Raw genomic sequence first — 24,778 nt, 5'->3', positions numbered from 1 at the left:
TGAACATCTAGACGACAAAGCATTGTGGATATTCATATTTCTTCAGAAATTTTAATATCTTGAAATTTCCGAAGCAAAAATACACTTTGCGTTGGCTTTATCAATCCTTTAGCGTTTTGTTTTGTGGGTTATTGTTTGAAACTAGCAATATTATAAGCATCAACCCAAAATAATACGCTCCCATTTGACGATGGAATAAATTTTCAACCAGGCAATACAACACTAAAGTGACAATTATAGCCGTGGGGAAAAATTGCTTTTTATTTGTAAAGAATGTAGCAACTAAGAATGCCATGAATAACAGAAACCCAATGAATCCCGTACTGCTGTAAATATCTAAGAATTGGTTATGTGAATTATAACGTTCGCCCACAAATACGGCTTTTTCGCTATCGTCTTCAATATCGGTTTGATAACAATCTATCAAATCATCCTTTGTTTTTTGAAATCCAACACCTAAAAAGTTGAAACCTTGTTCTTGAATATTCTTTAACGAACAATCCCAAGTTACCTTTCTAGTTCTCCATGTATTTGAATCATTGACAAAAGAGCCCACCTCCTTCTTGAAACCAACGGTATCACTGGAGTTAAATTGACTTTTTATGAAAAATATAGCACAAAAAACAATTGCTATTCCTGCAATTGCTGCTGCTGTGCGCTGTAGTTTTTTCTTGGCATAAAGTTGTGCGACAATGAAAATTATCAAACAAACTATTGCCGCAATTTTTGAAACTACCAGCGCAATAAACAAACCATTGATTACAATATTTGCTAAATAATATTTGTTGTGATCGTGGTAATCCTTACGCATCGCGAAATAAGAAAATATGATGCTCAACACACTTATAAGGCCTAAATATAATCTATCAATGAGCAACGCTTCGATGACCATTTGGGTGTCACCAAATTCAAAATTAACATTTGTATTTGCTGCGTAAAAAATACTGACCACTGAAAACAATACCGCCGCCAATGCTGAAAACATTACTGCCTTTTGAACCTTGCGGTCATGATATACTGGCAGGTATAAAACTAATAAACCCGCTGCAATTCCTATTTTTTTAATGATGTTAAAGTCGGATTCTATTCTTCCAGTTACTAAAGCGGCTAAAACTATGTAAAGAAAGAAAACAATAAACAGCATTGTGGGTAATTTTCTCAATTTACCAATGTGCTCTTTCTTTATCACAAACGGAAATGTGACAATCAAAATTATGATTAAAATATTGGGCAACGCACGTATATAATCATCAAAAGGGATGATGAAAAACAACAACATAAATGCAAATGGATATATGGAAGAAAGAAGTATTCTCATCGTTGCTTTATGGTTGAGCTCTGTTACGTTATGCCCGTGAAGGTAAAAAACTATCTCGGGAAATCCTTATGCTCCTTTTAATTTTTCTTTGAGGACTAAGTATATAAATTTACTGTTTCCTACGAGGTAGCGTTTCCACATACGTTTTGGCTCTTGCGCAAAGCGATAAAACCATTCTAACCCCGCTTTTTGCATCCACAGTGGAGCTCGTTTTGTAACTCCGGCGACTACGTCAAAACTGCCCCCTACGCCCATTACAAAATTGACATCTTTTAAAATTTCTCGGTGGTTGTATAAGAAGTTTTCTTTAATGGGAGAAGTAATCGCTACAAATAATATTTGGGCACCACTTGCGGCAATTTGTCTTGCAATTTCTGGTTCGTCTTCTCTTTTAAAATAACCATTTCTATAGCCCGCTATTAAACCGTTGCTGTATTGTTCAGTATATATCTTTACTACATTGCTAACTACTTCTTCTTTTGCACCAAGTAAAAATATTTTATACTTTTTTTGATGCGCAAGCTCTACAAGGTTTTGCATTAAATCTATTCCTGCCACACGTTCTTTTAAAGGCTTTCCTAAAAACCTGCTTGCCCAAACTACTGCTTGCCCATCTGCATTAATAATGTCGCTGCTATTGACACTTTCTCTCAATTGAGCATCTTTTTGCATCGCTACCATTTTGCCTGCATTTACAACTACGTGTTGGAGTTGTCTGTTTTGTGCGACAGCATTGTCTACAGTCTCAATGGTTTGTTTCATGGTGAGATTGTGGATGGTGGTGTTGAGGAAACGTAATTTTGTGTTTTTTTGCAAAGTCTTCTTTTTGAATTAACTATTTCACCCTAAATGAGTTATATTTTAAGTCGTCAAAATAAATAGTCCTGTTATACTCCTCATAATTAGACCTATAAAGGCCCATTTTAAAATAGTTAGGGATTGAATTATACATATTCCTTCTCATTACTTTTACTCTTTTTTGAGTAACCTCATCCGAGAAATCATAAGGTGGTTCTCCATTTAATTTTGGTGCAGCATATCCTTCACTATTATACAAACTCCACAAAACTTCGCACGAAAACTCATACCATTCATTTGGTTTCAATTTTTCCTTCCAAAAAACTGAGTAAATTTCATCCATACTACCTATTTTCAAACCTGTTTTAAATATTAGGTAATAATCACCATTAGGATTGTGCTCAACTAAAAGATGAATGGGGGGTGCTGTAATACGATTGTAGGTTTTCCAATTGAATCCAGGTGCTGGAGCATCATGCCATTGATGAATGATAAACCAACCCTTTTTCTCACCCTTTTTAAAAAAATCATCAGGGAATAAAAATTTAAAAGAGTAGTTTGTTTGATAACCAAAAGAGTCTTTTGGTTCAAATAACACTTCGGTTCTTAAACCTCCACTGGCATAATCACCAATATTTAAATCAACCTTCAGTACTTTATTGTTTTTATTTAAAGGGTCTGAAACAGTTAATATTCTAGATGAATCTTGTTGCTCTTTTTTCCAAATTTTTTTTAAAGGGCCCTCAAAATCATCTTCAATAATTTTTATAGTTTTATTTTTTGATATTGAGTTTATATTAATAGTTTTTGTTTCGCTAGAGTTGCGTTTTGTCTCTGAAACATCATTACAGCTAATAAATAAAGTAACTGTAGAAAATATTGTTATAAAAACTTTAACCTTCATGTTTACTTGGTTCTAATAGAAGAAATGAAATCAAAAACGTATACAAGACAATTCCACTATGTCTAACAAAAATAGATTCTGTCAAGGTATAAATTAAAGAAATGATAATGATTTGTAATAAAAAAAACTGACTATTAATAATTGAAATACGAATCAACAAAGCTATATATATTAAAAAAATTATAATCCCTAAAATTCCAAAATCTAACCCAATTTCTAATAATTGATTGTGTGCATTATAATTTTCTACATATGCCGCTGTTAGTTTTTCTTTTCTGTAAATATCATATAAATCATCTCTATTACCCTCTGTACCTCTACCAAATAATGGTTTTTTATTAATTGATTGAATCACAGATTTCCAATGTAGTTTTCTAAAATCAATATCTTCCATACTAGTAACCTCGGTGTTACTTGGTTCAAATCGCTTTTGAAAATTTGGTGTATTTATAACAAAAACAATTGCTAAAGGAATTAATAGGAGAGTGATGATTTTTTTCATACCTCCAAGAGTGCTTAAAATGAAAAAAATAAAAACTACTGTTATTGCAACGATGCTGATTCTAACACTCAAAAAATAAAGCATTAGAATAAAGAAGAATATTAATGCTATATTTAAAATGAGTGCTTTTCTCATATCCTTTATCAACAAGAAAATACCTATAACCACGAAAAAGGAAAAATAGGTAGTATGCTTATTTAAAAACAAGGCAAGCTGATCATAATAGAAATAATCCCCTAAGTTAGAAAAATAGAAAAAGGAAGCTTTAGCTATTGCAAGTAATGATGCTATAAAAACTCCAATTGGAAAATATGAAAGTATTTTTTCAACATCAATAAATTTGTAATCAATTGTAGAAAATATAATAGGGAAAAGTAAAAATGGAGCTATTTTCATTAGCTCGAAAATACCTTTAGCGGGGTTGTCAGTATATATCATTCCTGCCAAGTACACTAAAAAAGGAATTACTAAAATGAAAAAATATCTAATATTTTTCTTGAGCAAAGCTAATTTTTCAGAAAATGTATTTAATAAAAGCCAAGCTATACATAGCATTATTATAGCTTGAGAATTTAAATTGTATTTAGGTAATGGAATGGTTATTAAGACTAATACAAGCGCCAATAAAAAATGGAATTCTTTATTGGCTTGTTGCTTAAAATAATTTTGAAACTTCTTTAGCCAGTTTTTCATATCCTTGTTTACTAATTTCGTTTTTATCATCACGGTAGTTTGATGGCGAGACTTTCAAAAATTTATTTACATCAAAGTAGACAACTTTATTACTATGGTTTTTTAACTGCGGAATTTTTTTATTGAAGAGCATATAGTTTATTTTATTCTCGTCAAATATAGGTATAGACATGACAATGATTTTTTCAACATTTTTGTTTTTATCTATTTGATCTATTAATTGTTGTAGAGATAAAAGCTCGTCCTCAATATCGTTTGATGGTTTAAAAAATATTAATATGTTTTGAGCTTTAGGAACATTGTAAAACTCTTTGTTTAAAAGAGAAAAATTTATTTTATCTAGGTAATAATATTCATACCCAAATAAATCTTTATGATTGCCAACAAATTTTATGTTTATCCTTCTATTTATTTCTCTTCTAAAATATTTTGCTTCATTCTGAAATAGTAACTCATCACCAATTGTTACAATTTTAGGTTCCAATACGCTTTTAATAGGCAAATCGACCTCCTTTAATTTAAAATTTTTGATACCGGTCTCTGGTTGATCATTTAACCAAAACAAATCTTTGAAGACAACATTGTTTTTACTTAAAAGAACGTACCTGAATCTAAAGTAATAACTTTTTGCCTCATTATAAATGGAAAAAGTATTCGTAGGCTGGAATGTTTCTTCTTCAGCAACTTTTAATTTTAAATAATTATCTGAAAACGAATCAATTGTTACATATCCGAAGTCATTAACAACTCTTTCTTTTGACCAATCATAATTTAAGCTTGGAAAGTTTCGGCTTTCTTTATTGGCAAAATCCCACGACAAGTATCCTATTAGCAGTGTAATAGTCACATAGATTGCCTTTTTAAGTTTATTATACATTAATATAACTGTTTGTAAATTTCTCAAATACTCTATCACTATTAAAATCATCAAAGCTATCTATGGCAGCACTTACATATTTTGGATAGTTTTCTTCATCAAAAAAAAACATTGCTTTATATAATGCGTTACTATCCTTTATTGGCACTGTTTTTCCATTTAAATTATTTACAATTATCTCAGGAATAGAATTAAATTTTGTTGTTATTACTGGTTTGCCTACTGAAAGAGCTTCAATTATAGTTCCTGGGTATCCTTCTCCATAGCAATAAGTAGGTAATACCATTATATCATATTTTTTAATTGTTTGAGCAACATCAGTAGGTTTCAAAATACCACGATAATTAATTCTAGTATTTTCAAAGTAATTTTCACTATAATAATCATTATTTATAGGGCCGTAGAAATCCAGCGAATATTCGTCTGGTAATTGCTTTATTGCTTCTTTTAGTTCTTCTATTCCTTTACAAGGTAAAATCCTGGAGATAAACACAAATTTTTTTTCGAATTTTTTCAGTTCAATTTTTTGTGGTTTTCTAGAATTTGGCAACCAAACGCATTCGCTCTTTGTTTTTTCAGAAAAAAAAGCAACCATTTCTTTAGTTTCAAAAAAAAGTGTATTTGCTTTTAAAATTGTTGCTTTAATTATTTTTTTATGGAACTTGTTTTTTTGGTCATATTGTTTATGAAAATTTCCAGCAAAACAGTGATAGACATATTTTTTGTTTAAAATACGCAACCAAAATATCAAAACAGGAGCAAAATAGAAGTGCATGTCTTTTGTTGCATGAATACTAATCACATCATAACCGTATGTTGATATTGGGAATTTAAAAACCCATCCTATAAAATCAAATATTTGAAATTTTGATTTCCAAAATGTCCTTATCTGCTGGTGTTTGACCTTTAACTTTTTCTCTCTTTTCAAAAAAACCAACACTTCTTTAGTAAGAACTGTAGCGCCACCCAATGAACGCTTTTCATCCTTTATAGGGATATTTGCAAACATAAAGACTCTAGTTTTTCTGCTCATAATAATGTAAAATAGGATATGTAAATACAAGAGAATACATTAAATATTCTGGATTGTTTAAGGCAAATGAAAATAAGGCGTCGAAGAAGATAGCAAAATAAATAAGTGCAACAATTGACCACCTCTTAGTAATTTTCTTTCTCAATAATGGCACACACAATACACTTAAATATATAAAGCCTCCAATGATGCCTAGCTCTACAAATGGGTGTGGATAAAATGTGTCGGTGGTCACAAGGTTAAGCCACTCTGCATCATACCACTTATAACTTTTTTCAAAATAAAAGGGTGAATCATATTTGATTGACGCAGGACCTCCAAATACTCCAACACCTCTACCAAAAAGGTTAAAATCTGCAATCTCTTCCATCATTACCCTGTATGAATCACTCCTAGCTGTTTTAGAGCCCGTAATGTAAAGATTGATTCTCAGCATAAAATTTTCAAGAAAAAAAAGTCCTTCTTTTGCAAATGCCACAAATATTAACATAGCTAATGCTGCCAATAAACTTAAAATCTTGACAAAATGTTTGTAATGATATATTAATAAAATAACTAAAAATGTACCTATCGTTTTATAAGACATACTTGCCAAAATTCCAAATATGGTGATGCCTAAGAGCCAAATTTTATATTTTCCCTTATAATATTTTGAAATAATTACATAAGAGACTAAGTTTAAAAAGCCATAAAAACCAAAAAAAACAACTACTCCTGTTCCTCTTAGAATACCAGCAACTTGACTAAAAGAGGTATAACCATCTCTTTTATAATAAAACCACTGTTCTACTCCCCTTATCCAGTTAGCATAGTTGACGATTTGAGTTAAAAAATTAATCAATACAAATACGACGACAAATTTTAAAAGTATAGGAAATCTATTTTTTATAGAATAGCTATAAAATAAAATAATAATGGGAAATAAATACCTTAGTCCATCACTTATACCAGCCTTTATATTAAATGAAATTGCAATACCGTAAATTAAAAAAGGAACGAATACGGTTAACGCAATTATAAGATTTCGATTAAATCTCAAATTTATAATCGTATAGGCAATCATATAGCCAAAGGCAGAGAACTTTACGAGTGTTCCAAAGTCTTTACTTGTATTCATAAGTGCTCCTCCTAAAAAAATTAGGATAAAAGGGAGCAGAACTAGAATCTCAGCTAGGCGCTTGTTTTTACTTATAATATTTCTGTTCAATATACTTATTATTATAATGCATTAAAACTATATATCTTAATCCTAAAGCAATAGCGCTAGAAGAGGCTACACCCAGTATGCCAAAAAGAATATAGCCCAAATAACAAAAAATTATATTAAGAGCTAAAAAAAACAAATTTACATTTAGATTAAGACTGAATTTTTTCAATATCAACAAATTAGTACCATATAATGTAGATAAAGAATGAAATATTTTAGCAATTAAAAGAATAATAAACAATACAATTGTGTCCTCATAAAGTTCAAATAAGTTTCTCACTAAAATAGGGTATAAGGTCACCAATATTACACTTGCTAAAAAAACTAAAACTATAATTCGCCTATTCAAAATTTTAATGTAGCCTATGTTTTGTTTTAGCTTTTCTATATCTACCTGTACCAATGTTATAGGTATTAACAATAATGTTGCGGCAACATTAAGAGCAAAACTAAAATCAGCAATCATTACATCAGGATTTTTCGCGATAAATTTTATTAAAAAAATATCAGTATATAAAAACATTAAATTTGAAAAATTGCTTAAAACTAGTGTAAATGAACTAACTAATAGTTTTCTAAATAATTTCCAGTACTTTTTAAGTTTAATTAAAACTATTTTTTTATTCCAAAATACAAATATCAAGTATATACTAAAGACCGGCAAAAGCCAAGTACCTCCAAAAGGATATAAATTACTGCTTATATCAAAATAGTTTAGACCAAAATATAATAATGTATAAAATAGAATTGATGTAATTATTTTATAATATGCGGCTTTTTTTCCCCCCATTTTTACTAACAAATATGAAGGTGTAATACCACCATTAAAAAACAGTGCATAAAACAATAATGGAGTAATCAGAAAAGTTAACTTATAAAAACTAAATAAAGGAATTGTAATTACACTTAATACTAACGTTATCATACACGATAAAAAATAGAAATAGGTTTTACTATCACTACTCCTAGTGTAACTTAAAATCAAAGACGGAAACCCAAATGCTATTATACTGGAAAATACTTCTATAAATTTTTTATAATATTCTAATTCTCCGTAGTCCTCTTTGGTTAATAAGCTGGCTGCAGAAAATAATATAACATACTCCAATCCTCTCGCGATAATGATTGCGCCACCATATAATAAATAAGATTTTTGAATTTGCTTTTTAAACAATGTATATTATATTTTCTATTATTATCCTTATATTACTTTTACTCTTCAAAATTAATGTTGCTTATTATTATTTTTTGACCCTTAATGCCATTATATCCTTTCCTATCATATAAAAATATTTCAATCCTTTCTATTTCTGAAATTTCTGATGGGTGAGAAATTTCTATTTTATTATTCTTTGTTTTAAAATGGCCATCAATGTTTTCGGCTTTTAAGTTTTTGTTCTTTGAATAAATCTTGAAAGAATAATTATATTTATTGTCGTCGTCGGGCTTCTTATTGGTAAATAGTGTTATGTCGTAAAAATCCTCGCTTTTTTTTATATTTATAGAATCAAGATAGATACCATCTACAAATTGTTTATTTACATTGCTTATATAATTTTTATTGTTCGCTTGTTCAGACCCCACAAATTCATTTTTAAAAATTTCATATTTATTGTTTATTTCAACAAACTCTTTATTATTTTTTCTTTTCCTCAATGAATAGTTCTGATTAATATAATTTGCTAAAAACTCACTCGATTTAGTTCCTCCAAATTTATTGACATGGCTCGTATCTCTAAAATCATCAATTGTCAATTCCAATTCCTCATAAAAATCATTTAAATTCAAATAATCAACTCCTAAGCTATTAAATAGTGCCCTAAACTCATCAAAAAGAAAATAATTGTTGTATGGAGTTCTAATGTCTGGTGAGGTAACCGCTAAAACTGGTATGTTATTTTTATTTGCTATTTCTACAAAATTTTTAATACTTTGAACTACGTAATCGTTTAATTGTGGTTTAGTTTCGTCTTTAAAAATTTTCTTGTTTCTAAATCCTTTATAAGTATCTCTATATTGATGTATCGTTCTACCATAACCAACATAGCCTCCATAATAAAAATCAGGTTTTTTAAATTCCTCTCTAGACGAAAATTTAAAATATTTTTTTTTATTCCACTCTTCATGATTTCTTACTAGAGGAAATAGTACTCCAGGTATCTCATATGGTTCATAGACCTGTAATATTTTTTCATACTTCTTAAGTGAATAATTTGAAACTAAATCAAGAGCTCGCAGTTGAAAGCCTTTTATATCATCTGATTTTTTAGGAACAGTTATAATTCCTTTATAAACTTCTAATACTATTAATTGCGGTTTGGTCTTTTTAAGTGACTCTTCAAGAATCAAATCCGTATATCCAATAAGCAATGCATCAGAACCCAAATTGTAAGCAATTGTTTCTGTTTTGTTACCAATTATCAATGGGTTATAACAGGTATAGGAATGAGAGCTGCCATAAAAAATAATGTCCACATCTGTTTTACTCGTAAGTTTTTGAAAATCCTGAACAGTATTTACATATCTATGGTTTGAAATAAATACTCTGTTTAGATACGCAAAAAACGCAAAAAACAACACAAAAAAAGTAATAATTGACAATGCTCTTTTTTTCATACTCAAAATTGGAAATAAATAAATTCAGAAACCCCTTCTTCTCCATAAACTCCAAAAACAAGAATGGACAAGATTATACTTACGTAAATAAGACTTCTAATTGTAAAATGAAGCTTATTTATAATTTTTATCATATTATACTTTCTATGTATAGCATCAAAGATTAATAATAGTATAATTGACGCAAGAGCTAATTTAAATTCATGTATTTCTAAACCTAGGTTAGTGATTTCGAAATTTGATTTAAAATCAACCAAATGACTTACAATGTAGAATGCATCATTTAAAGATTTGGCTCTAAAAAAAATCCAAGCGAAACAAACTATCATAAATGTAAATAGGGTTGACAAGAAAATTTTATATTTTGGCTTCTCTTTTCTTTGATTTGTATTGTTAGTGAGTCTTTTTTCAAAAACAATAAAAGCTCCGTGTATTGCCCCCCAAATGATAAATGTCATCGCTGCACCGTGCCAAAGTCCACTGATTACAAATACAGCAAATAGATTGAAGTATGTTAGTAAATTACTTACTCTACTTCCACCTAATGGTATATATACATAATCTCTAAACCATGTTGATAAAGAAATGTGCCATCGACGCCAAAAAGAGGTTATTGAAGAAGATAGGTAGGGTGCATCAAAATTTTTCATTAAATCAAAGCCTAGAGTACGAGAAATGCCTATAGCTATATCACTATAACCTGAAAAATCGCAATATATTTGAAACGCAAAAAAGAGTGACCCTATTATAAGCTCAAGTCCCATATGATCTATAGGGTTATTGAAAATTTCATTAACCAATATCGCCAAACGATCTGCAATTACCATTTTTTTAAATAAGCCAAAAGCAATAAGAAGTAATCCACTTTTAAATAATCTGTAATTAAATTCATGTATTTTAAAAAACTGGGGTAATAGATGAGATGCTCTTTCTATGGGACCTGCAACAAGCTGTGGAAAAAAAGCTACAAATGAAAAGAATGCGAGTATATTTTTAGTTGGTTTCAAGGACCCTCTGTAAATATCTATGGTGTAACTTAATGTTTGAAACGTATAAAAGCTAATTCCTACAGGAAGAATTATGTTTAAAGAAAAAGATTCTATATTAGCTCCAAACAAAGTAAATGAATTAACAAAAGATTCAATAAAAAAGTTTGTATACTTAAAATAAAATAGAAGGCCTAAATTAGAAATCAAACTAACAAAGAGCCATCTTTTCTTTAATTTCTTATTGGAGGTTTTATATACCTTAAGTCCCACTAGATAATCGACAAAAGAACTAAAAATTATTAAACTTAAAAACCGCCAATCCCACCAACCATAGAAAAGGTAACTTCCCGATAAGATTAAAATATTTCTAAGAACAAGTTTCTTTGCTACCAACAAATACAGCAGAAAGAAAATTGGAAAGAAAACTGCAAAATCTAATGAATTAAAGAGCATATTGGGAAATGTGGTTAATAAAATGATTGAGGTAAACTTTATTTATGATTTACCCTTGTTGAAATATCATTTCTGTTTGTCCAAATTTTATCAAAAAACAACACCTTTTTTTTACTATTTAATATTGGCATTCCGCAATCCCACCAACCCCATTTGTAAACACCTACTTTTAAATAATACCTTTGATTGTTGGGAACAACTACACCTCTTTTTTCAAGAACTAGTAAATTGTCTTTCCAAATTTCTATGATGCTTTTTTTAGGGTTTTTAGAAATCCTAAAATGGTATTTCCATGACACCCATTTATTTTTTTCGACATTTGCTAAATATATACGCTCGGGAGTTTTGCTCTCAACTCGATAGATGTACATCCAATATTTCTTATCTACTATTCTTAAAGATAAAATGGGGTGAAGTGAAGTTTCATTAACATTATAAAACTGTGTTATAATTTCTTCGTTTTCTAAATTATCAAGTTCATATAACTCGTCAATAAGTATTTCGACACCAAACCATTGATGTTTCTTTGTTTTAAATAATTTTTTTTCTGGTCCTTTAGTTGCAATTTCATTTCGTGTCATATGGGTAAGCCATTCATATCTATAAATACCTAGAGGGCTTTTCTTGCAACCAACGCAGTAAAGATTCTTGCTTGGACTGAATAGTTCATTTAGTTTTTCATCAGAAAATTCATTTTGAACGTTACTATCGTCACAAGCATATTTTGAAAAAAACTTAGGGGCTACCTTATTAAGTTCAATTCTTAAAACTTTGTTGCCCTTTCTAAAAGGATCCTTTACAATGGTAGTGTTTTTAAAAATTTCCTCACTATCTATTTTTTTGTTTTGGTTAATATCAATAACCCTAGCTGCATGTTTCGTAGTCCATATTGCATTTTTAGATTCAGCTTGATTTAAACTGTCAATTTCAGCAAAGCTTTTATAATTAAAGTTTTCGATAAAATACCTTTGCGAAAAGCTATTTGCGATAGAAAAAAGAAAAAAAAATAAATACCTTGTCATAAACATTAAGATTCTTTAGTTTTTCAAATAAAACTAGTTCTTAGACTTAGCAAGTTCTCCTATGCGTGCATATTTTTTTAAAATCCAAGACGCTAACAAGAATAGGAAAATAAAAAGAATAGGATATATTATAAATTTCTTGACATACAGCGGTCTCTTTTCTTGGGAAACAATGTTGTTACTTACTAGTACAATCGCATTATCAGCATATACTAAGTCTTCTTTAAGTTTGGTCAAAACTTTTTGAATATCTTGCTTTACTATTAAAACACTGTTGTAGTTAAAGTTTTTGTCTACAACTACCATTCTCTCGTTTGAAGAGGCAAGAATAATCTTATCATTATAATTAGAAATGGTAGAGTCTATTTGTTTAAGAGAAAATTCGTGCCTTGCAATATTGTTAATTAGCTCTTCTTTGCCCTTAGCGCTCAGTTGTTTAATCTTGCTGTTCGCATTTAAATAAGTAATGATTTTATCGACTGTTTTTTCTGAGCTAGATGGTGCTAACATTATTTCAACCTCGTGGTTTTTATAATTGCTTAAAAAAGATTCAGATACCATTTCGTCGTCTTTAAACTCGACATTACGCAAAACGGACTCTAATATTCTATCATCTGGATCATATCTTGACGTGATTTCTTCAAAACTAATTATAGGTTTTATAACGATATCTCCTATTTCATCAATATAAAAACCATATTCTTTTAAAAATGCAGTGTCCTTAGATTTTGATTTCATTAAAAGAGCCTCTAGCGCATTATACGCATATTCTGTAGAATTAAAATTGGTTCTTAAAACTATATTGGCCTTTTTTGAGGGCCTAATATCCTTTTCGACAAAATATCCAAGAGCAATTCCTAGAATCAACAATCCTAAAATTAAATACCAATATTTGAAAATATATTGGATAGTATTATAAATACCGATTGCTAAATTTCTAAATACTCCATTGATTTTGTCTAACAAAAACCCTAAATCAATCTCATCATTCTGTTGATGTGCCATAAATACCTAATTTATTATTTTAAATCAATTGTTATTTCTAAACTTTATTTTCAACCCAATCTCTTTATACTAAAAGTGTTGATTATCTTCCTACAATCCACAACACTATATTCTGGACGTTGCGCAAATGTAGTATAATGATTTTCACATTCAATATTTATATTTGTCAATTGCGGTTGGAAATTATAATAGTAATCCTGATATATTTCCGAAGCATTTTTATATAATTTTATTGATGGTGAGCCAGGGTGATCAACATTGTTTTCTATACAATTATTCCATTTACTTTTTATTCCGAACTCCGCAAAAGTCCATATACGGCGTGTTTGCTGGTATGGTTATGTTCTTAAAATCTGTATGTGCTACTAAAAAAACTAAAAAATCTGCTTGGGTAATCGCTTTATCTGTTGCTGTCAAAACATGGGTGCCATCATTTTCTAGGTTAGGTTCTACCTTTAAAATATCGAATCCCTCTTTTTCAAGTTGCTCTGTTACGTACAACGCAGGAGATTCTCTCAAATCATCAATATCGGGTTTAAAGGCTAGCCCCATACATGCTATTTTTGCATCTCTCTTATGCTCTAATTTAAATGCGAGTGCCTTGTTTTTTACTTTTTCAAGAACCCATTCTGTTTTATAGTTATTGGTCTCTCTAGACTTGCGGATTAAGCCGCTTTCCTCTGGAAATTCTGCGACAATAAACCAAGGGTCTACAGCAATACAATGGCCACCGACTCCGGTACCGGGATTTAAAATATTTACACGAGGATGTTTGTTTGCAAGTGCAATCATATCCCAAACATTTATATTTGCTTTGTCACAAATAATAGAAAGCTCATTCGCAAAGGCAATTTGGTTGTCTCGAGAGGCGTTTTCAACCAATTTTACCATTTCGGCAGTTTTAGCATTTGTAGGGTGCAATTCACCTTCTACAAAATGGGAATAAAATTCAATTGCTTTATCGGTCGAAATTGGACTGATTCCTCCAATCGCACGGTCATTATTTTTCAGTTCATGAATAATATTACCTGGTAAAACGCGCTCTGGGCAATAGGCCAAATAAATAGCTCCTTCCAATTCGGGTCGTTTACTATAAATAAGTTGTTCCATTTTCCGTGTAGTACCCACGGGGCTTGTAGATTCCAGAATAACCAATGCGCCTTTTTCAAGTACCGGAATTATTTTCTCAACAGCCGAAGCTACAAAACTAATATCGGGTATATTATTCTCTTTAAAAGGCGTGGGTACTGCAATAAGGTATACATCAGCTGCAACTGGTGCCAATGTTGCTTTTAATAACTGTTTTTTTACCACATGGTGAACAAGACCGTCAAGATCTGGTTCCACAATATGTATTTTACCTTGATTGATGGTATCCACGACTTTTTTATGAATATCAACCCCAGTGACCTTTAATCCCTTACTGGCGATAAGTGCTGCAGTGGGAAGGCCTATGTAGCCAAGTCCCATCATCACAACGCTAGGTTTATGCATCATGTTTTAATGATTTGATATATGTAACAATTTTTTGAGCGGCTTTTCCATCTCCATACGGATTATGTAACTTGCTCATCGCATTATATTGTTCGTTATTTGATAATAATTTATTAGTGTACTCGACAATCTTGTCTTTATCTGTACCTACAAGAATTACAGTGCCTTCTGCTACGGCCTCAGGACGCTCTGTTGTGGTTCTAGTGACTAGCACAGGTTTTCCTAAACTGGGTGCTTCCTCTTGAATCCCACCACTATCGGTAATAATACTATGGCATTTTTCCATTAACCAAATAAATGCTGGATATGCTAACGGCGCAATCAACTTGATATTCTTTTCATTACCCAATAATTCGTGCACAGGTCCTTTTACATTAGGGTTTAAATGTACAGGATATACAATTTGTGTATCTGGGTTTTTTTCTGAAATTTCTTTCAAAGCAGTGCAGATGTTTAACAATCCTTCGCCATGATTCTCACGTCTATGTCCTGTGACCAAAAGTATTTTTTTACTAAAATCTAATGTTTCATTGAGCATCTTAATTTCAGCATCTTCAAACTCACTTGAATTCACTTTTTCAATTCCAAAGAGTAATGCATCAATCACCGTGTTCCCAGTAACAAGAATATTTTCTTCGGAAACGTTTTCCTTTAATAAATTCTCTTTTGAGAGGGAAGTAGGTGCAAAATGATAATCTGCAATTTTCCCTGTTAACTGGCGGTTGAATTCCTCTGGAAATGGATATTGTCTATTGTGGGTTCGTAAGCCTGCTTCCACATGACACACTTTCGCACCACTATAAAAAGCGGCTATTCCCGAAGCCGTAGAAGTAGTAGTATCACCATGAACAAAAACATAGTCCGGTTTTACTTCTTCTAGAACAGGTTTTAAATTCAATATAATATCTGCGGTCAGGCTATACAGATTCTGATTTGGCTTCATTAAATCCAAATCATAATCTGGAATAATGTCATAAAATTCTAAAACTTGATCAAGCATTTCTCTGTGTTGTGCAGTTACGCAAACATACGTTTCAAAAGAAGACTCTTTTTTAAATGCTTTGACTAATGGTGCCATTTTTATGGCTTCTGGACGTGTTCCAAAAATGATTAAATTCTTTTTCTTCATAAACAAGTTTCCTTCTCTCTTCTTAACTAAATTATTTATTAACCACCTCTCTAAATGAAGGTAACTCTCTATTTTTTTCTAAAATAATCATCTCACTTTCTTCAAGATACCAATCAATGCCTAAGGTTGCGTGGTTTTTCCTAATTCCTAGAATCGTTTTTTATGTTAATTATTTCACTTTATTGCAAAAATATTACAAGTTTAAAAAAGCAAAAAGTTGTCCCGTAATCTATTTCAAAAACTCTTGAATTTTTCAAAATTTAACTAAAATCACTCTAGTTTAAAAAAATCCTCATCCTGGGTATCCTCTAAAATTTTTAGAAACATTATTTGACCCTTTTAAGCCTACACCCCCATTTATCAATGCTTTACTGTTTTCCAAAATATATTTTTAGCTTACCCTAAAATCAATTTTAACATTTTTTCTGTGATTAAATACGTTGGTTTTACTCCTGTTGTACCTAAACCTCCAGAAGCTAAAGTGCTACCTGTCTCTAATGGATTATCGCTTGCATAATAGGCATACATTACCTTCACTTTTTTTGCAATACTACCTCTTATTTTTGAAGCTGCTTGTATCGCTTTTTGATAATGTGCCCCTTCCATTTCTAACCCGATTACATTCCAAGTGCTGTTAAAAAAGAAACGCAAAACATCCCTGTTCTGGAGCGATGTTCCAAGCACACTAATCATTGAGCCAGTGCACACTTTTACATCATCGTTGGCAAAATGACTCTTCTTTAGTTTGTTTTTAAAAGGGTAGTTATCCGCAGTGCCCTCAAAAACGTGAGCACTCGGTATCATTATATCTCCTTTTCCGCCGTCAAGAATGCCCGCTTTTCCCATGATTCCAATAGAAACAACATTTAAAAAATGTGTGCTGCCATCTTTAACATAGGGCTTGAGCAGTTCATCCATCGTTTCATAGGCTTGCTCCCCAAATGCATAATCCATTACAATTATAACTGGTTTCTCAGCTTCGGGAAGTTCTTTTTCTTCGAGGCCAAAGGGCATTTTCTTCAGCTTTGCTGTATCAAATATTTGCACATTAATATTCGTGCCGCTTGTATCTTCAATATAAGTCATGCCTTCGGCAAGGGCTACTTTCATTGTTTTTTCCCGTTGCTTAGTGCTGCCATGACTACTCAATAACTCGTATAAACTCATTAAGCTGCCTTTTTTAGCTTCCGCAGGAAGTGCTTTTTCTGCATATAAAGAATTCATTACACTATGCATATTGGCACTAATAATGTGAAGCGGTCTACCAACCAACCCTTTGTTATCAAGCGTTTGTTTTATATTCAAGGCCCATTTCTCTCCATGAATATGATGACCCAATCGCTCTCTAAGCACTGGGCTAAATGTTATAATGCGTTTATTATCATTGATAACCTCCTCAATAGCAAGTTTTCCTAAGTAATAAATAATATTGAGGAATCTATCCGCATTCGTGCTTGTTGCAAAGGCGTTGTAAACACTATTTACTTCTTCAAAAGTGCGGCCGAGAAAATTTGCTGTGTGCGTTAATGCAATTTCTTTTTCTTCTTGGGTTAGGTTTTCCTTTTTGGCGACAGCAACTTCTAGTTTTTTCCAATCACGAATAACAGCACCGCTCTCATCAATGAGCACTTGCTTCATAATTTTATGCGACTCTATGTATAAAAAGGTCAAATGCGTTAATATATCATAGATTTCAGACCTTCCTCGGGTCACTTCTATATTCATTTGCTCATCGTCTATGCGATAGCAATTGCGACGACGTTTTGGCGGAATAATCGGCTTAAAATGTGAGTTTTTATACCCTTCGTCACTTGTTAAATTGATATAGCTGCATTCTTCAATGCTGTCTGGTAATCTATCAATTACGTAAAGTAATCCCTGAAGCTCTATCTTTTCTTCGGAAATGGAACCATAAATTTCCGGTCGTAAAATCAACAAAGAATCACGTAAAGACTCGCCAGACACACCCATTGGCTTATAAAAACCACGATTGAACAAGTGACGCATCGTGATGTATAATCGCTCAATGGCACCTGTGCTTTCTTGTGCGCGAGACCTTGTATGTGCTTTTAATTTTGTCATCTCGTGCAAAGATACATTTTTGGTTGACGTTTTGTGATTGACTCTTTTTAATTGCTAAATTTTAAAAAAATTTTACTAAAATTAACTTTGGGCCAAAAGCCCGTCAGCAATTTTACGGTCATTAGATAACCTTGGCACTTTGTTTTGACCGCCCAATTTTCCTTGCGACTTCATATATTTTTGAAAACTATCTTTAGGCAAAGCCGAAATTTTAAGCGGTTGCAACATATTGCCGTCTATTAAATCTTTATAGTAGCTATTTTGTGCTTGAAGCGATGCATCAATAGTTTTTATAATTGAATCCATTTCATTTGGAAGCGATTCAAACTCAACCAACCATTCGTGATATGCTAATGTTCCGTCGGGCACATCTGTCATCGGGGCTACTGTAAATTCAGTAATACTGAAATTATGTTTGGCCATTGCCTCGTTCATGGCTTGCTCTACTTCTTTACCAATCACGTGTTCACCAAATGCCGAAATAAAATGTTTAATCCTCCCCGAAACGGTAACTCTATAAGGTTTTAAAGAGGTAAACATTACAGTATCTCCCAAATTATATCCCCAAAGTCCCGCGTTTGACGAAATAATCATTACATAATTTGTGTCAAGCTTTACGTCTCCAATTGTAAAACGTTTTGGGTCGGGTTCAAAAAAGGCCTCTGCTTCGATGAATTCATAAAATATTCCGCTATTTAGTTGCAGTAACATTCCCTTTTCCGTTTGTGAGTCTTGAAATGCAAAAAAACCTTCACTCGCAGGAAAGAGTTCAATACTTGGTACTTTTCGGCCTATCAGCTTTTCGAATTTTGCTCGATAGGGCTCAAAGTTTACACCTCCATAAATAAACAGATTAAAATTTTTGAAAAGGTCGCCCACTTTCTCTCCTGTCTCTTCTTGCAACCGCTCAAAATACATCTGTACCCAAGGGGGAATCCCACTAATGACGGTCATGTTTTCGTCTTTCGTCTCTTTTACAATGGCATCTACTTTTTGTTCCCAGTCATCAATACAGTTGGTTTCCCAAGAGGGCAATCGATTTTTTTGAAGGTAACTCGGCACGTAATGCGCGACAATTCCCGAAAGTCTTCCCAAACCTATTCCATTTTTTTGAGTCATTTCTGGACTCCCTTGTAAAAAAATCATTTTTCCATCTACAAATGATGCGTCTCCAGTTTCATGAATATAACAAAGAATGGCATTTCGAGCAGCTTTGATATGCGAAGGCATAGAATCCTTTGTCAAGGGAATATACTTTGCGCCAGAGGTCGTTCCCGAAGTCTTTGCAAAATAAAGGGGTTTCCCAGGCCATAAAATGTCTGGTTCTCCAGCGACCATTGCATCCACATAATTTTTGAGTGCTTCGTAATCTCTTATAGGCACGTGCTTAGCAAAATCTTGGGGTGTATCAATCTGGTTGAAATTATGATCATTTCCGAAGCGTGTTTTACGTCCTTCCTTAATCAAATTGTGAAAAACCTTTTCCTGCGTAGCCACAGGATTTTCAGACCAAGCACGCATCTTTGAGACAATAACTTTTGCAAATATTTTAGCTCCTATGGATTTTAGTGACACGTGGTGGTTGATGGTTTATTTCGTTATTGTTAATAGCTTCTCGATTTTATATTAATCAAAATCGATAAAATCTCTTGGGTCAACGGGGTATCCTTCTCGCCAAATTTCAAAATGTAAATGTGGGCCTGTGGTCAATTCGCCTGTATTTCCAACAACGGCGATTACTTCTCCGCCTTTAACCAATTCGCCTTGACTTTTATTTAAAGACGCGTTATGTTTATATACCGTTATTGTGTTGTTAGAATGTTCTAAAATAATGACGTTCCCTGTATTTGCAGTCCATCCAGCGAAAATAACGGTGCCGTCTGCTGCCGCTTTTACGGGAGAATCTTTGACGGTAACGACATCAACGGCAAGGTGTTTTGCTTTTGGATTGTATGGCTCAGAAATAGTTCCTTTAACGGGAGCGAAAAAAACGAGTCCAATTTCCGAAGCACTCAATAACGGATTGTATTTGTCTTCTTGAGCTACTTTTTCTCTTAAAATAGAGTCTTCTTTTGAAGCGGAAAGATTGATTTCTGAAATATCAATTTTTGCCGCCTCGATAACGGAATCCTTATTGAAATTGACGGTTTTAATATCTCCGCTCAATACTTTTCGAATAGATGACAAATATTGTTCGTTGATTTCAATGACTTGTTTTAGCGAATCTGTTTTGTAAGTAAGTTCAGTCGCTTTTTTCTTTAATGCTGTTGATGAATAACCAGGGATGTACTCTCTCAATGGCGTAAAGGCAATGATAAATGTAGTAATTGCAATTAACAAAACTGCCGAAATTATACTAAAAACAAACACATTGAGCCTGTTAAGCTTAAAAGAAAAACGCTCTTCAAACGTTTCCTCATTGAGAACAACCAAGCGATACTTGTGCAGTAGCTTTTTCCTTATTTTTTTGGTTCGTTTTTCTTTAGGCTCCATTAGTTTCTTGTGTTCACTTCACAAATATAAAACAAACTGCAATGAGCAGTTGCAATTGCTTATTGAAAACGCATTATGTTAGGATTTCTTGTTACCTTTGCGCTATAAATTTAATATCATGGAATATTTAACAATATACTTAGGAATGGTAGGCCCGTGGCAAATTGGGATTATCGTATTGGTTATTTTATTATTATTTGGAGGTAAAAAAATCCCCGAATTAATGAAAGGACTAGGAAGCGGCATCAAAGAATTCAAAGACGCTTCGAAAGAAGATGACGATAAGAAAGTAGAAAAATAAATTTTTTATTTAGCGGCAAAAGCTAAGAAACGGGTTACTGAAAGTACAAAAACCCCTAAAACACTATGTGTTTTAGGGGTTTTTAGTTTCAAAAAAATTTTAAATTATCCTTTTAAAAATTTAATTAAAGTTTCATTCACCTCATCTTTGTGAGTTAATACACACCCGTGAGGCGCTCCTTTAATTACATGAAGCTTGCTGTTCTTTACCATTTTATGTCCTTGCTCTGCAGTTGGCTTCATTGGAACTACATTGTCCGCATCTCCGTGGATAAACAATGTTGGTACATCAATTTTTTTTATGTCCTCTCGTAAATCTGTTTTTCCGAAAGCGTTTACACAATCAATTGTTCCTTTTGGAGAGGCATTTGCTGCTACATTCCAAGAATAGTGTAACTGCGCTTCACTAATTTTATCTTTGTTTTCGTCATAATTGACAAAGTTTTTTCCAAATCCTTTTAGGAAATCAACTCTATCCTTTTCTAGCTCGTCTTTAAAGCCTTCAAAAACTTTTTCTGGCACACCGTCTGGGTTGTTGCCTGTTTTCATCATAAATGGCGCAATAGAGCTTAAAAACACTAGTTTCGAAATGTTTTTTGTTCCATAGTTGCCAACGTATCTTCCTAACTCGCCTCCGCCCATTGAGAATCCTACGAGCACCACATCTTTTAAATCTAATGTTTCAATAATATCGTTTAGATCTTTTGACATCGTATCATAATCATACCCACTCCAAGGGAAATCACTTTTTCCAAAGCCTCTTCTGTCATACGCAATACATCTAAAGCCTGCTTCAACGATGGCCCATTTTTGTTGTTCCCACATGGCACTGCTCAAAGGCCAACCATGAATTAAAATCACCGGTTGACCTTTTCCATAATCCTCATAATAAAGATTAATTGCATTTGAATTTTCTTTGGAGCTTGTTTTTATATATCCCATTTTTCGTTTTAATTATTTGTTTAAAATTAAAGTTAATCCTGAAATATGCATTCACCAAAATTATAATTCTATTTAAAAGATGTTTAACGTAAAAACAGGTGTTATGTTAACGTTTTTAAGGGTTGTAGTGTATTCGGTGTAAATTTCATCGGAAATATAAAAGCCCTGAAACAATTTTTGTTTCAGGGCATATTTTAATTTTATTCACTAATGTTTTAAATTGAAATAATAATTCAATTAATACACATTTCCGAAGAAATTTAAATGTCAATCAATCTTCGCAGAGCGTAGAATTGATTCTAATTCAAATTGTAAATCACGTTTGGCAACAGAAGGTGCATGCGTAAATCCTTCAATGACGATATAGCGGTTATTCTTTTCATCACGGATGGCAAAATTTACAAACGGCCCTGCCATGTAGCGGCCTTTTACCTCCCAAGTACCTTTAGTTTCCCAAGCAAACTTGCCGTCAATTTCACTCTCAAAGAGGTAAGGTGCATAGGCTTCTTCAGTAATAAATTGTCCATCATCTTCTACGGGCATTTTATTGATACCAATGGAATCCCTCATCTTTATAATGGCTCCAATTGTTGTGCTGTCGTTGGGTATTTGAGACAACGGGACTTCATAAACAATAACGTTTGTAGTACCGTGTTTTAATTTTTTTTGCATCCAGTAAAAGTCTTTCTCTGCTTTTGAAATCTTATACGCAGAAGGGATTTCTAGTTTAATCCCTAAGTCGTTTTTCAAAGAGTCTGTGTTGCGCATAGAAATGCTAGTGCGGCGTTGTCTTTCTTTTATTTCGGCTGATTGGTATGCTTTGATGATGCTTTCGTAATTTGATTCGATAAGCTTGATGAGTCCTTCAGGAGTTGTGGAAGTTATAAATGCTCCTATCTGCGGTTTTGCATAAGGATTTTTTCTAATAGCCACTGTGTCTTTATCTGCAATTGTTACGTGTAAAAAGAGACGGTATTTTCTTGCAAAGCCAGTGTATGTCTCTGGTGGCATTTGATTCATTGAAAAAATGGGTTCATCTTGTGGAAGCCCATAAGCCGGCGATGCAAAGCGTTTGCGTACTTCTTCACCCACACTGTCTTGCCACAGTGCATTTGTCATGATTACTTGAAGTGTATTAATATTTCCTAAAGACTCCTGCTTGTATTTTTTTTCACTCCCTCCGTCGCAGGATGCAAATAAAACTAATGCGGCTATTGCAAAATAAATTGTTTTCATAAATATGTCTATAAAATTTTAAGGGTCATCCCTACCTTTAATTTGTTGCCGCTAATATCATTCCACTTTTTAATTTTATCAACTGTAACTCCAGGAAATTTTTGAGAAATTGACCACAAAGAGTCTCCGTTTTTTACAGTATAAGTATTTACGTTTAAGTTTTTGGTAACATTCCTTTCTTTCTCCACCTCTTTTTTTGGTAATGACTTGCGAGGATGAATGGTTAATCGTTGTCCAATTCTTAGGTTATTGTTTCTTAAACCATTCCATCGTTTTATATCACTCACTTTTACGCCATAGCGATTGGCTATTTTTCCGAGAAAATCACCACTTCTTACACGATACCTTATCTTACTTTCTTCATTGACAACTTCTCGCAATGGCTTTTCTCTTTTATCGAATTCAGCTTGAGCGTATGCGTAAATAGCATCTTCATTTTGAACAAATTTTCCAATAATATCAACAGGCAATCTCAACGTGTACACTTCGTCTTTGACAATAGGAATAATGCCCAATTTGTAAGAAGGATTTAAAAACTCTAATTCTGCTAAATCCATAGAGGTTACCGTCGCAATTTGCTCTAAAGAAATTTGTTTTTTTACATGAATTGTATCTGTCGCTATGTAAGGAATTCGTGGCCCTTCACTTTTAAAACCGTGCTCTTTTGCATACTCAAAAATATACATTGTAGCCAGAAAAGCTGGTAAATAACCTGCCGTTTCACGTGGAAGATGGGGTCTAATATTCCAGTAATTTGTATAACCACCAGATCTTCTAATTGCTTTTGAAACGTTTCCGGGCCCCGAATTGTAAGCCGCTAAGGCCAAATCCCAATCTCCCAAACTCGCGTATAGCATTTCAAGATATTGACATGCAGCTTCGGTTGCTTTAAGGGGATCACTTCGTTCGTCCACATAACTATTTACATCGAGACCAAACATTTTTCCCGTACCATACATAAACTGCCAAAGCCCCGTCGCGCCAACTCTAGACTCTGCTGTTGGGCGTAAAGCACTCTCTACAATGGCAAGATATTTAAGCTCTAAAGGCAAATTATATTTGTCAAGCGCCTCCTCAAACATAGGAAAATAATAATCCGCCATCCCCATTAATCTACCCATGCTTTTGCGACGATTTTTAAGGTAGTTTTTGATAACGCTTTCCAAAGAAGGATTATACTCCACATTAAAAGGCGTTCTAGCGTTAAGTTCGGCAAGTCTTGTTTTGAGCACTTCGGTGGGCAACTCGACATATTCTATTGGCTCATACGTCATGTTTGTAATGCTCCCGTACATGTCCTCAAAATGATTTGATGTATATAATTCCTTGAGCCACAAACTATCTAATCTGCGTGCTTTCGACAAATCTTCTAACAAGAAAAGCATCGTATCTTTCACTCTTGTCGAAACAGCTGTCATTGGTAAATCACCGCTCATTCCCTGAACTTTTATGGTGTCGACAATTTGTATTTTTACGGGGCGTAACGAGTCTAGTTTTGGGATACGTTGAGTGTTTTTCTCTTCGGAAATTTTAGGTCCTTTTAAACCCTCTTCCTTAATTATACCTTTGGGTGTTTCTGAACTTGGAATAGAATCATTCTGCCCAATGGCCGTAACCGAAAAGAGCAAGACAAATATGTAAAGTAATTTATTCATAGACATTTCAACGAAATTTCAGAAGCAAAA

The 24,778-nt window shown here is 32.7% G+C and carries 21 protein-coding genes; 1 reads left to right on the top strand and 20 read right to left on the bottom strand.

Annotation, left to right across the window (positions count from 1 at the left end; all coding sequences use genetic code 11):
- Nucleotides 1-100: 100 nt before the first annotated feature.
- The 17 genes from ACSHW7_RS03350 to ACSHW7_RS03270 all read right to left on the bottom strand — a co-directional run bounded on the left by ACSHW7_RS03350 (nt 101) and on the right by ACSHW7_RS03270 (nt 20,615).
- Nucleotides 101-1,318, bottom strand: a complete 1,218-nt coding sequence (locus ACSHW7_RS03350) for an O-antigen ligase family protein (RefSeq protein ID WP_435677897.1) — start codon at nt 1,316-1,318, stop codon at nt 101-103.
- A gap of 66 nt (nt 1,319-1,384) precedes the next feature.
- Entirely contained in the window at nt 1,385-2,134 is a 750-nt protein-coding gene (locus tag ACSHW7_RS03345; protein WP_435677896.1) for a WecB/TagA/CpsF family glycosyltransferase, read from the bottom strand.
- A gap of 19 nt (nt 2,135-2,153) precedes the next feature.
- The gene (locus ACSHW7_RS03340) at nt 2,154-3,020 is read right to left on the bottom strand and encodes a heparin lyase I family protein (RefSeq protein ID WP_435677895.1); all 867 of its coding nucleotides are present in this window, start codon (nt 3,018-3,020) and stop codon (nt 2,154-2,156) included.
- Entirely contained in the window at nt 3,010-4,215 is a 1,206-nt protein-coding gene (locus ACSHW7_RS03335; protein WP_435677894.1) for an O-antigen ligase family protein, read from the bottom strand. Before ACSHW7_RS03335 ends, ACSHW7_RS03340 begins: the two co-directional genes overlap by 11 nt.
- A complete protein-coding gene (locus ACSHW7_RS03330) occupies nt 4,178-5,146 on the bottom strand; it encodes a hypothetical protein (RefSeq protein WP_435677893.1) in 969 nt (322 codons plus the stop codon). The genes ACSHW7_RS03335 and ACSHW7_RS03330 overlap by 38 nt, the downstream gene beginning before the upstream one ends.
- The gene (locus tag ACSHW7_RS03325; RefSeq protein ID WP_435677892.1) at nt 5,085-6,020 is read right to left on the bottom strand and encodes a glycosyltransferase; all 936 of its coding nucleotides are present in this window, start codon (nt 6,018-6,020) and stop codon (nt 5,085-5,087) included. The genes ACSHW7_RS03330 and ACSHW7_RS03325 overlap by 62 nt, the downstream gene beginning before the upstream one ends.
- 88 nt (nt 6,021-6,108) lie before the next feature.
- Complete coding sequence (locus tag ACSHW7_RS03320; RefSeq protein WP_435677891.1) at nt 6,109-7,332, bottom strand: hypothetical protein; 1,224 nt, start codon at nt 7,330-7,332, stop codon at nt 6,109-6,111.
- The gene (locus ACSHW7_RS03315) at nt 7,310-8,506 is read right to left on the bottom strand and encodes an oligosaccharide flippase family protein (protein WP_435677890.1); all 1,197 of its coding nucleotides are present in this window, start codon (nt 8,504-8,506) and stop codon (nt 7,310-7,312) included. The genes ACSHW7_RS03320 and ACSHW7_RS03315 overlap by 23 nt, the downstream gene beginning before the upstream one ends.
- Nucleotides 8,507-8,544: 38 nt before the next feature.
- Entirely contained in the window at nt 8,545-9,807 is a 1,263-nt protein-coding gene (locus ACSHW7_RS03310) for a hypothetical protein (protein ID WP_435677889.1), read from the bottom strand.
- Between the two features lie 143 nt (nt 9,808-9,950).
- Nucleotides 9,951-11,390: an MBOAT family O-acyltransferase gene (locus ACSHW7_RS03305; RefSeq protein ID WP_435677888.1), complete on the bottom strand. Its 1,440-nt coding sequence runs from the start codon at nt 11,388-11,390 to the stop codon at nt 9,951-9,953.
- A 38-nt stretch (nt 11,391-11,428) separates the two neighbouring features.
- A complete protein-coding gene (locus ACSHW7_RS03300) occupies nt 11,429-12,412 on the bottom strand; it encodes a heparin lyase I family protein (protein WP_435677887.1) in 984 nt (327 codons plus the stop codon).
- 33 nt (nt 12,413-12,445) lie between these two features.
- The gene (locus tag ACSHW7_RS03295; RefSeq protein ID WP_435677886.1) at nt 12,446-13,417 is read right to left on the bottom strand and encodes a hypothetical protein; all 972 of its coding nucleotides are present in this window, start codon (nt 13,415-13,417) and stop codon (nt 12,446-12,448) included.
- A 282-nt stretch (nt 13,418-13,699) separates the two neighbouring features.
- Nucleotides 13,700-14,911, bottom strand: a complete 1,212-nt coding sequence (gene wecC / locus ACSHW7_RS03290; RefSeq protein WP_435678258.1) for a UDP-N-acetyl-D-mannosamine dehydrogenase — start codon at nt 14,909-14,911, stop codon at nt 13,700-13,702.
- Nucleotides 14,904-16,040 carry a non-hydrolyzing UDP-N-acetylglucosamine 2-epimerase gene (wecB, locus tag ACSHW7_RS03285; RefSeq protein ID WP_435677885.1) on the bottom strand — a complete coding sequence of 379 codons (1,137 nt, stop codon included), beginning with the start codon at nt 16,038-16,040 and terminating at the stop codon, nt 14,904-14,906. Before wecB ends, wecC begins: the two co-directional genes overlap by 8 nt.
- A 396-nt stretch (nt 16,041-16,436) precedes the next feature.
- Nucleotides 16,437-18,122 carry a DUF6909 family protein gene (locus ACSHW7_RS03280; RefSeq protein WP_435677884.1) on the bottom strand — a complete coding sequence of 562 codons (1,686 nt, stop codon included), beginning with the start codon at nt 18,120-18,122 and terminating at the stop codon, nt 16,437-16,439.
- Between the two features lie 81 nt (nt 18,123-18,203).
- On the bottom strand, nt 18,204-19,697 hold the full coding sequence (locus ACSHW7_RS03275) for a GH3 auxin-responsive promoter family protein (RefSeq protein ID WP_435677883.1): 1,494 nt from the start codon (nt 19,695-19,697) through the stop codon (nt 18,204-18,206).
- A 51-nt stretch (nt 19,698-19,748) separates the two neighbouring features.
- Nucleotides 19,749-20,615 (bottom strand): M23 family metallopeptidase, encoded by an 867-nt coding sequence (locus ACSHW7_RS03270; RefSeq protein WP_435677882.1) that lies wholly within the window; start codon nt 20,613-20,615, stop codon nt 19,749-19,751.
- Between the two features lie 118 nt (nt 20,616-20,733).
- On the opposite strand from ACSHW7_RS03270, the gene ACSHW7_RS03265 reads away from it, so the two are divergent.
- Entirely contained in the window at nt 20,734-20,916 is a 183-nt protein-coding gene (locus tag ACSHW7_RS03265; RefSeq protein WP_435677881.1) for a twin-arginine translocase TatA/TatE family subunit, read from the top strand.
- Between the two features lie 104 nt (nt 20,917-21,020).
- Here the strand turns inward: ACSHW7_RS03265 and ACSHW7_RS03260 are convergent, their stop codons facing one another.
- The 3 genes from ACSHW7_RS03260 to ACSHW7_RS03250 form a co-directional block, all read right to left on the bottom strand.
- Nucleotides 21,021-21,857, bottom strand: a complete 837-nt coding sequence (locus ACSHW7_RS03260; RefSeq protein WP_435677880.1) for an alpha/beta fold hydrolase — start codon at nt 21,855-21,857, stop codon at nt 21,021-21,023.
- Nucleotides 21,858-22,124: 267 nt separating this feature from the next.
- A complete protein-coding gene (locus ACSHW7_RS03255; RefSeq protein WP_435677879.1) occupies nt 22,125-23,093 on the bottom strand; it encodes a DUF4837 family protein in 969 nt (322 codons plus the stop codon).
- Between the two features lie 8 nt (nt 23,094-23,101).
- A complete protein-coding gene (locus tag ACSHW7_RS03250; RefSeq protein WP_435677878.1) occupies nt 23,102-24,754 on the bottom strand; it encodes a LysM peptidoglycan-binding domain-containing protein in 1,653 nt (550 codons plus the stop codon).
- Between the last annotated feature and the right edge of the window lie 24 nt (nt 24,755-24,778).

Source organism: Patiriisocius sp., assembly GCF_051252435.1.
In the GTDB taxonomy this organism is placed as follows: domain Bacteria; phylum Bacteroidota; class Bacteroidia; order Flavobacteriales; family Flavobacteriaceae; genus Patiriisocius.
Note: the sequence above shows the minus strand (reverse complement) of the source record. Positions and strands in the feature narration are given on the sequence as shown.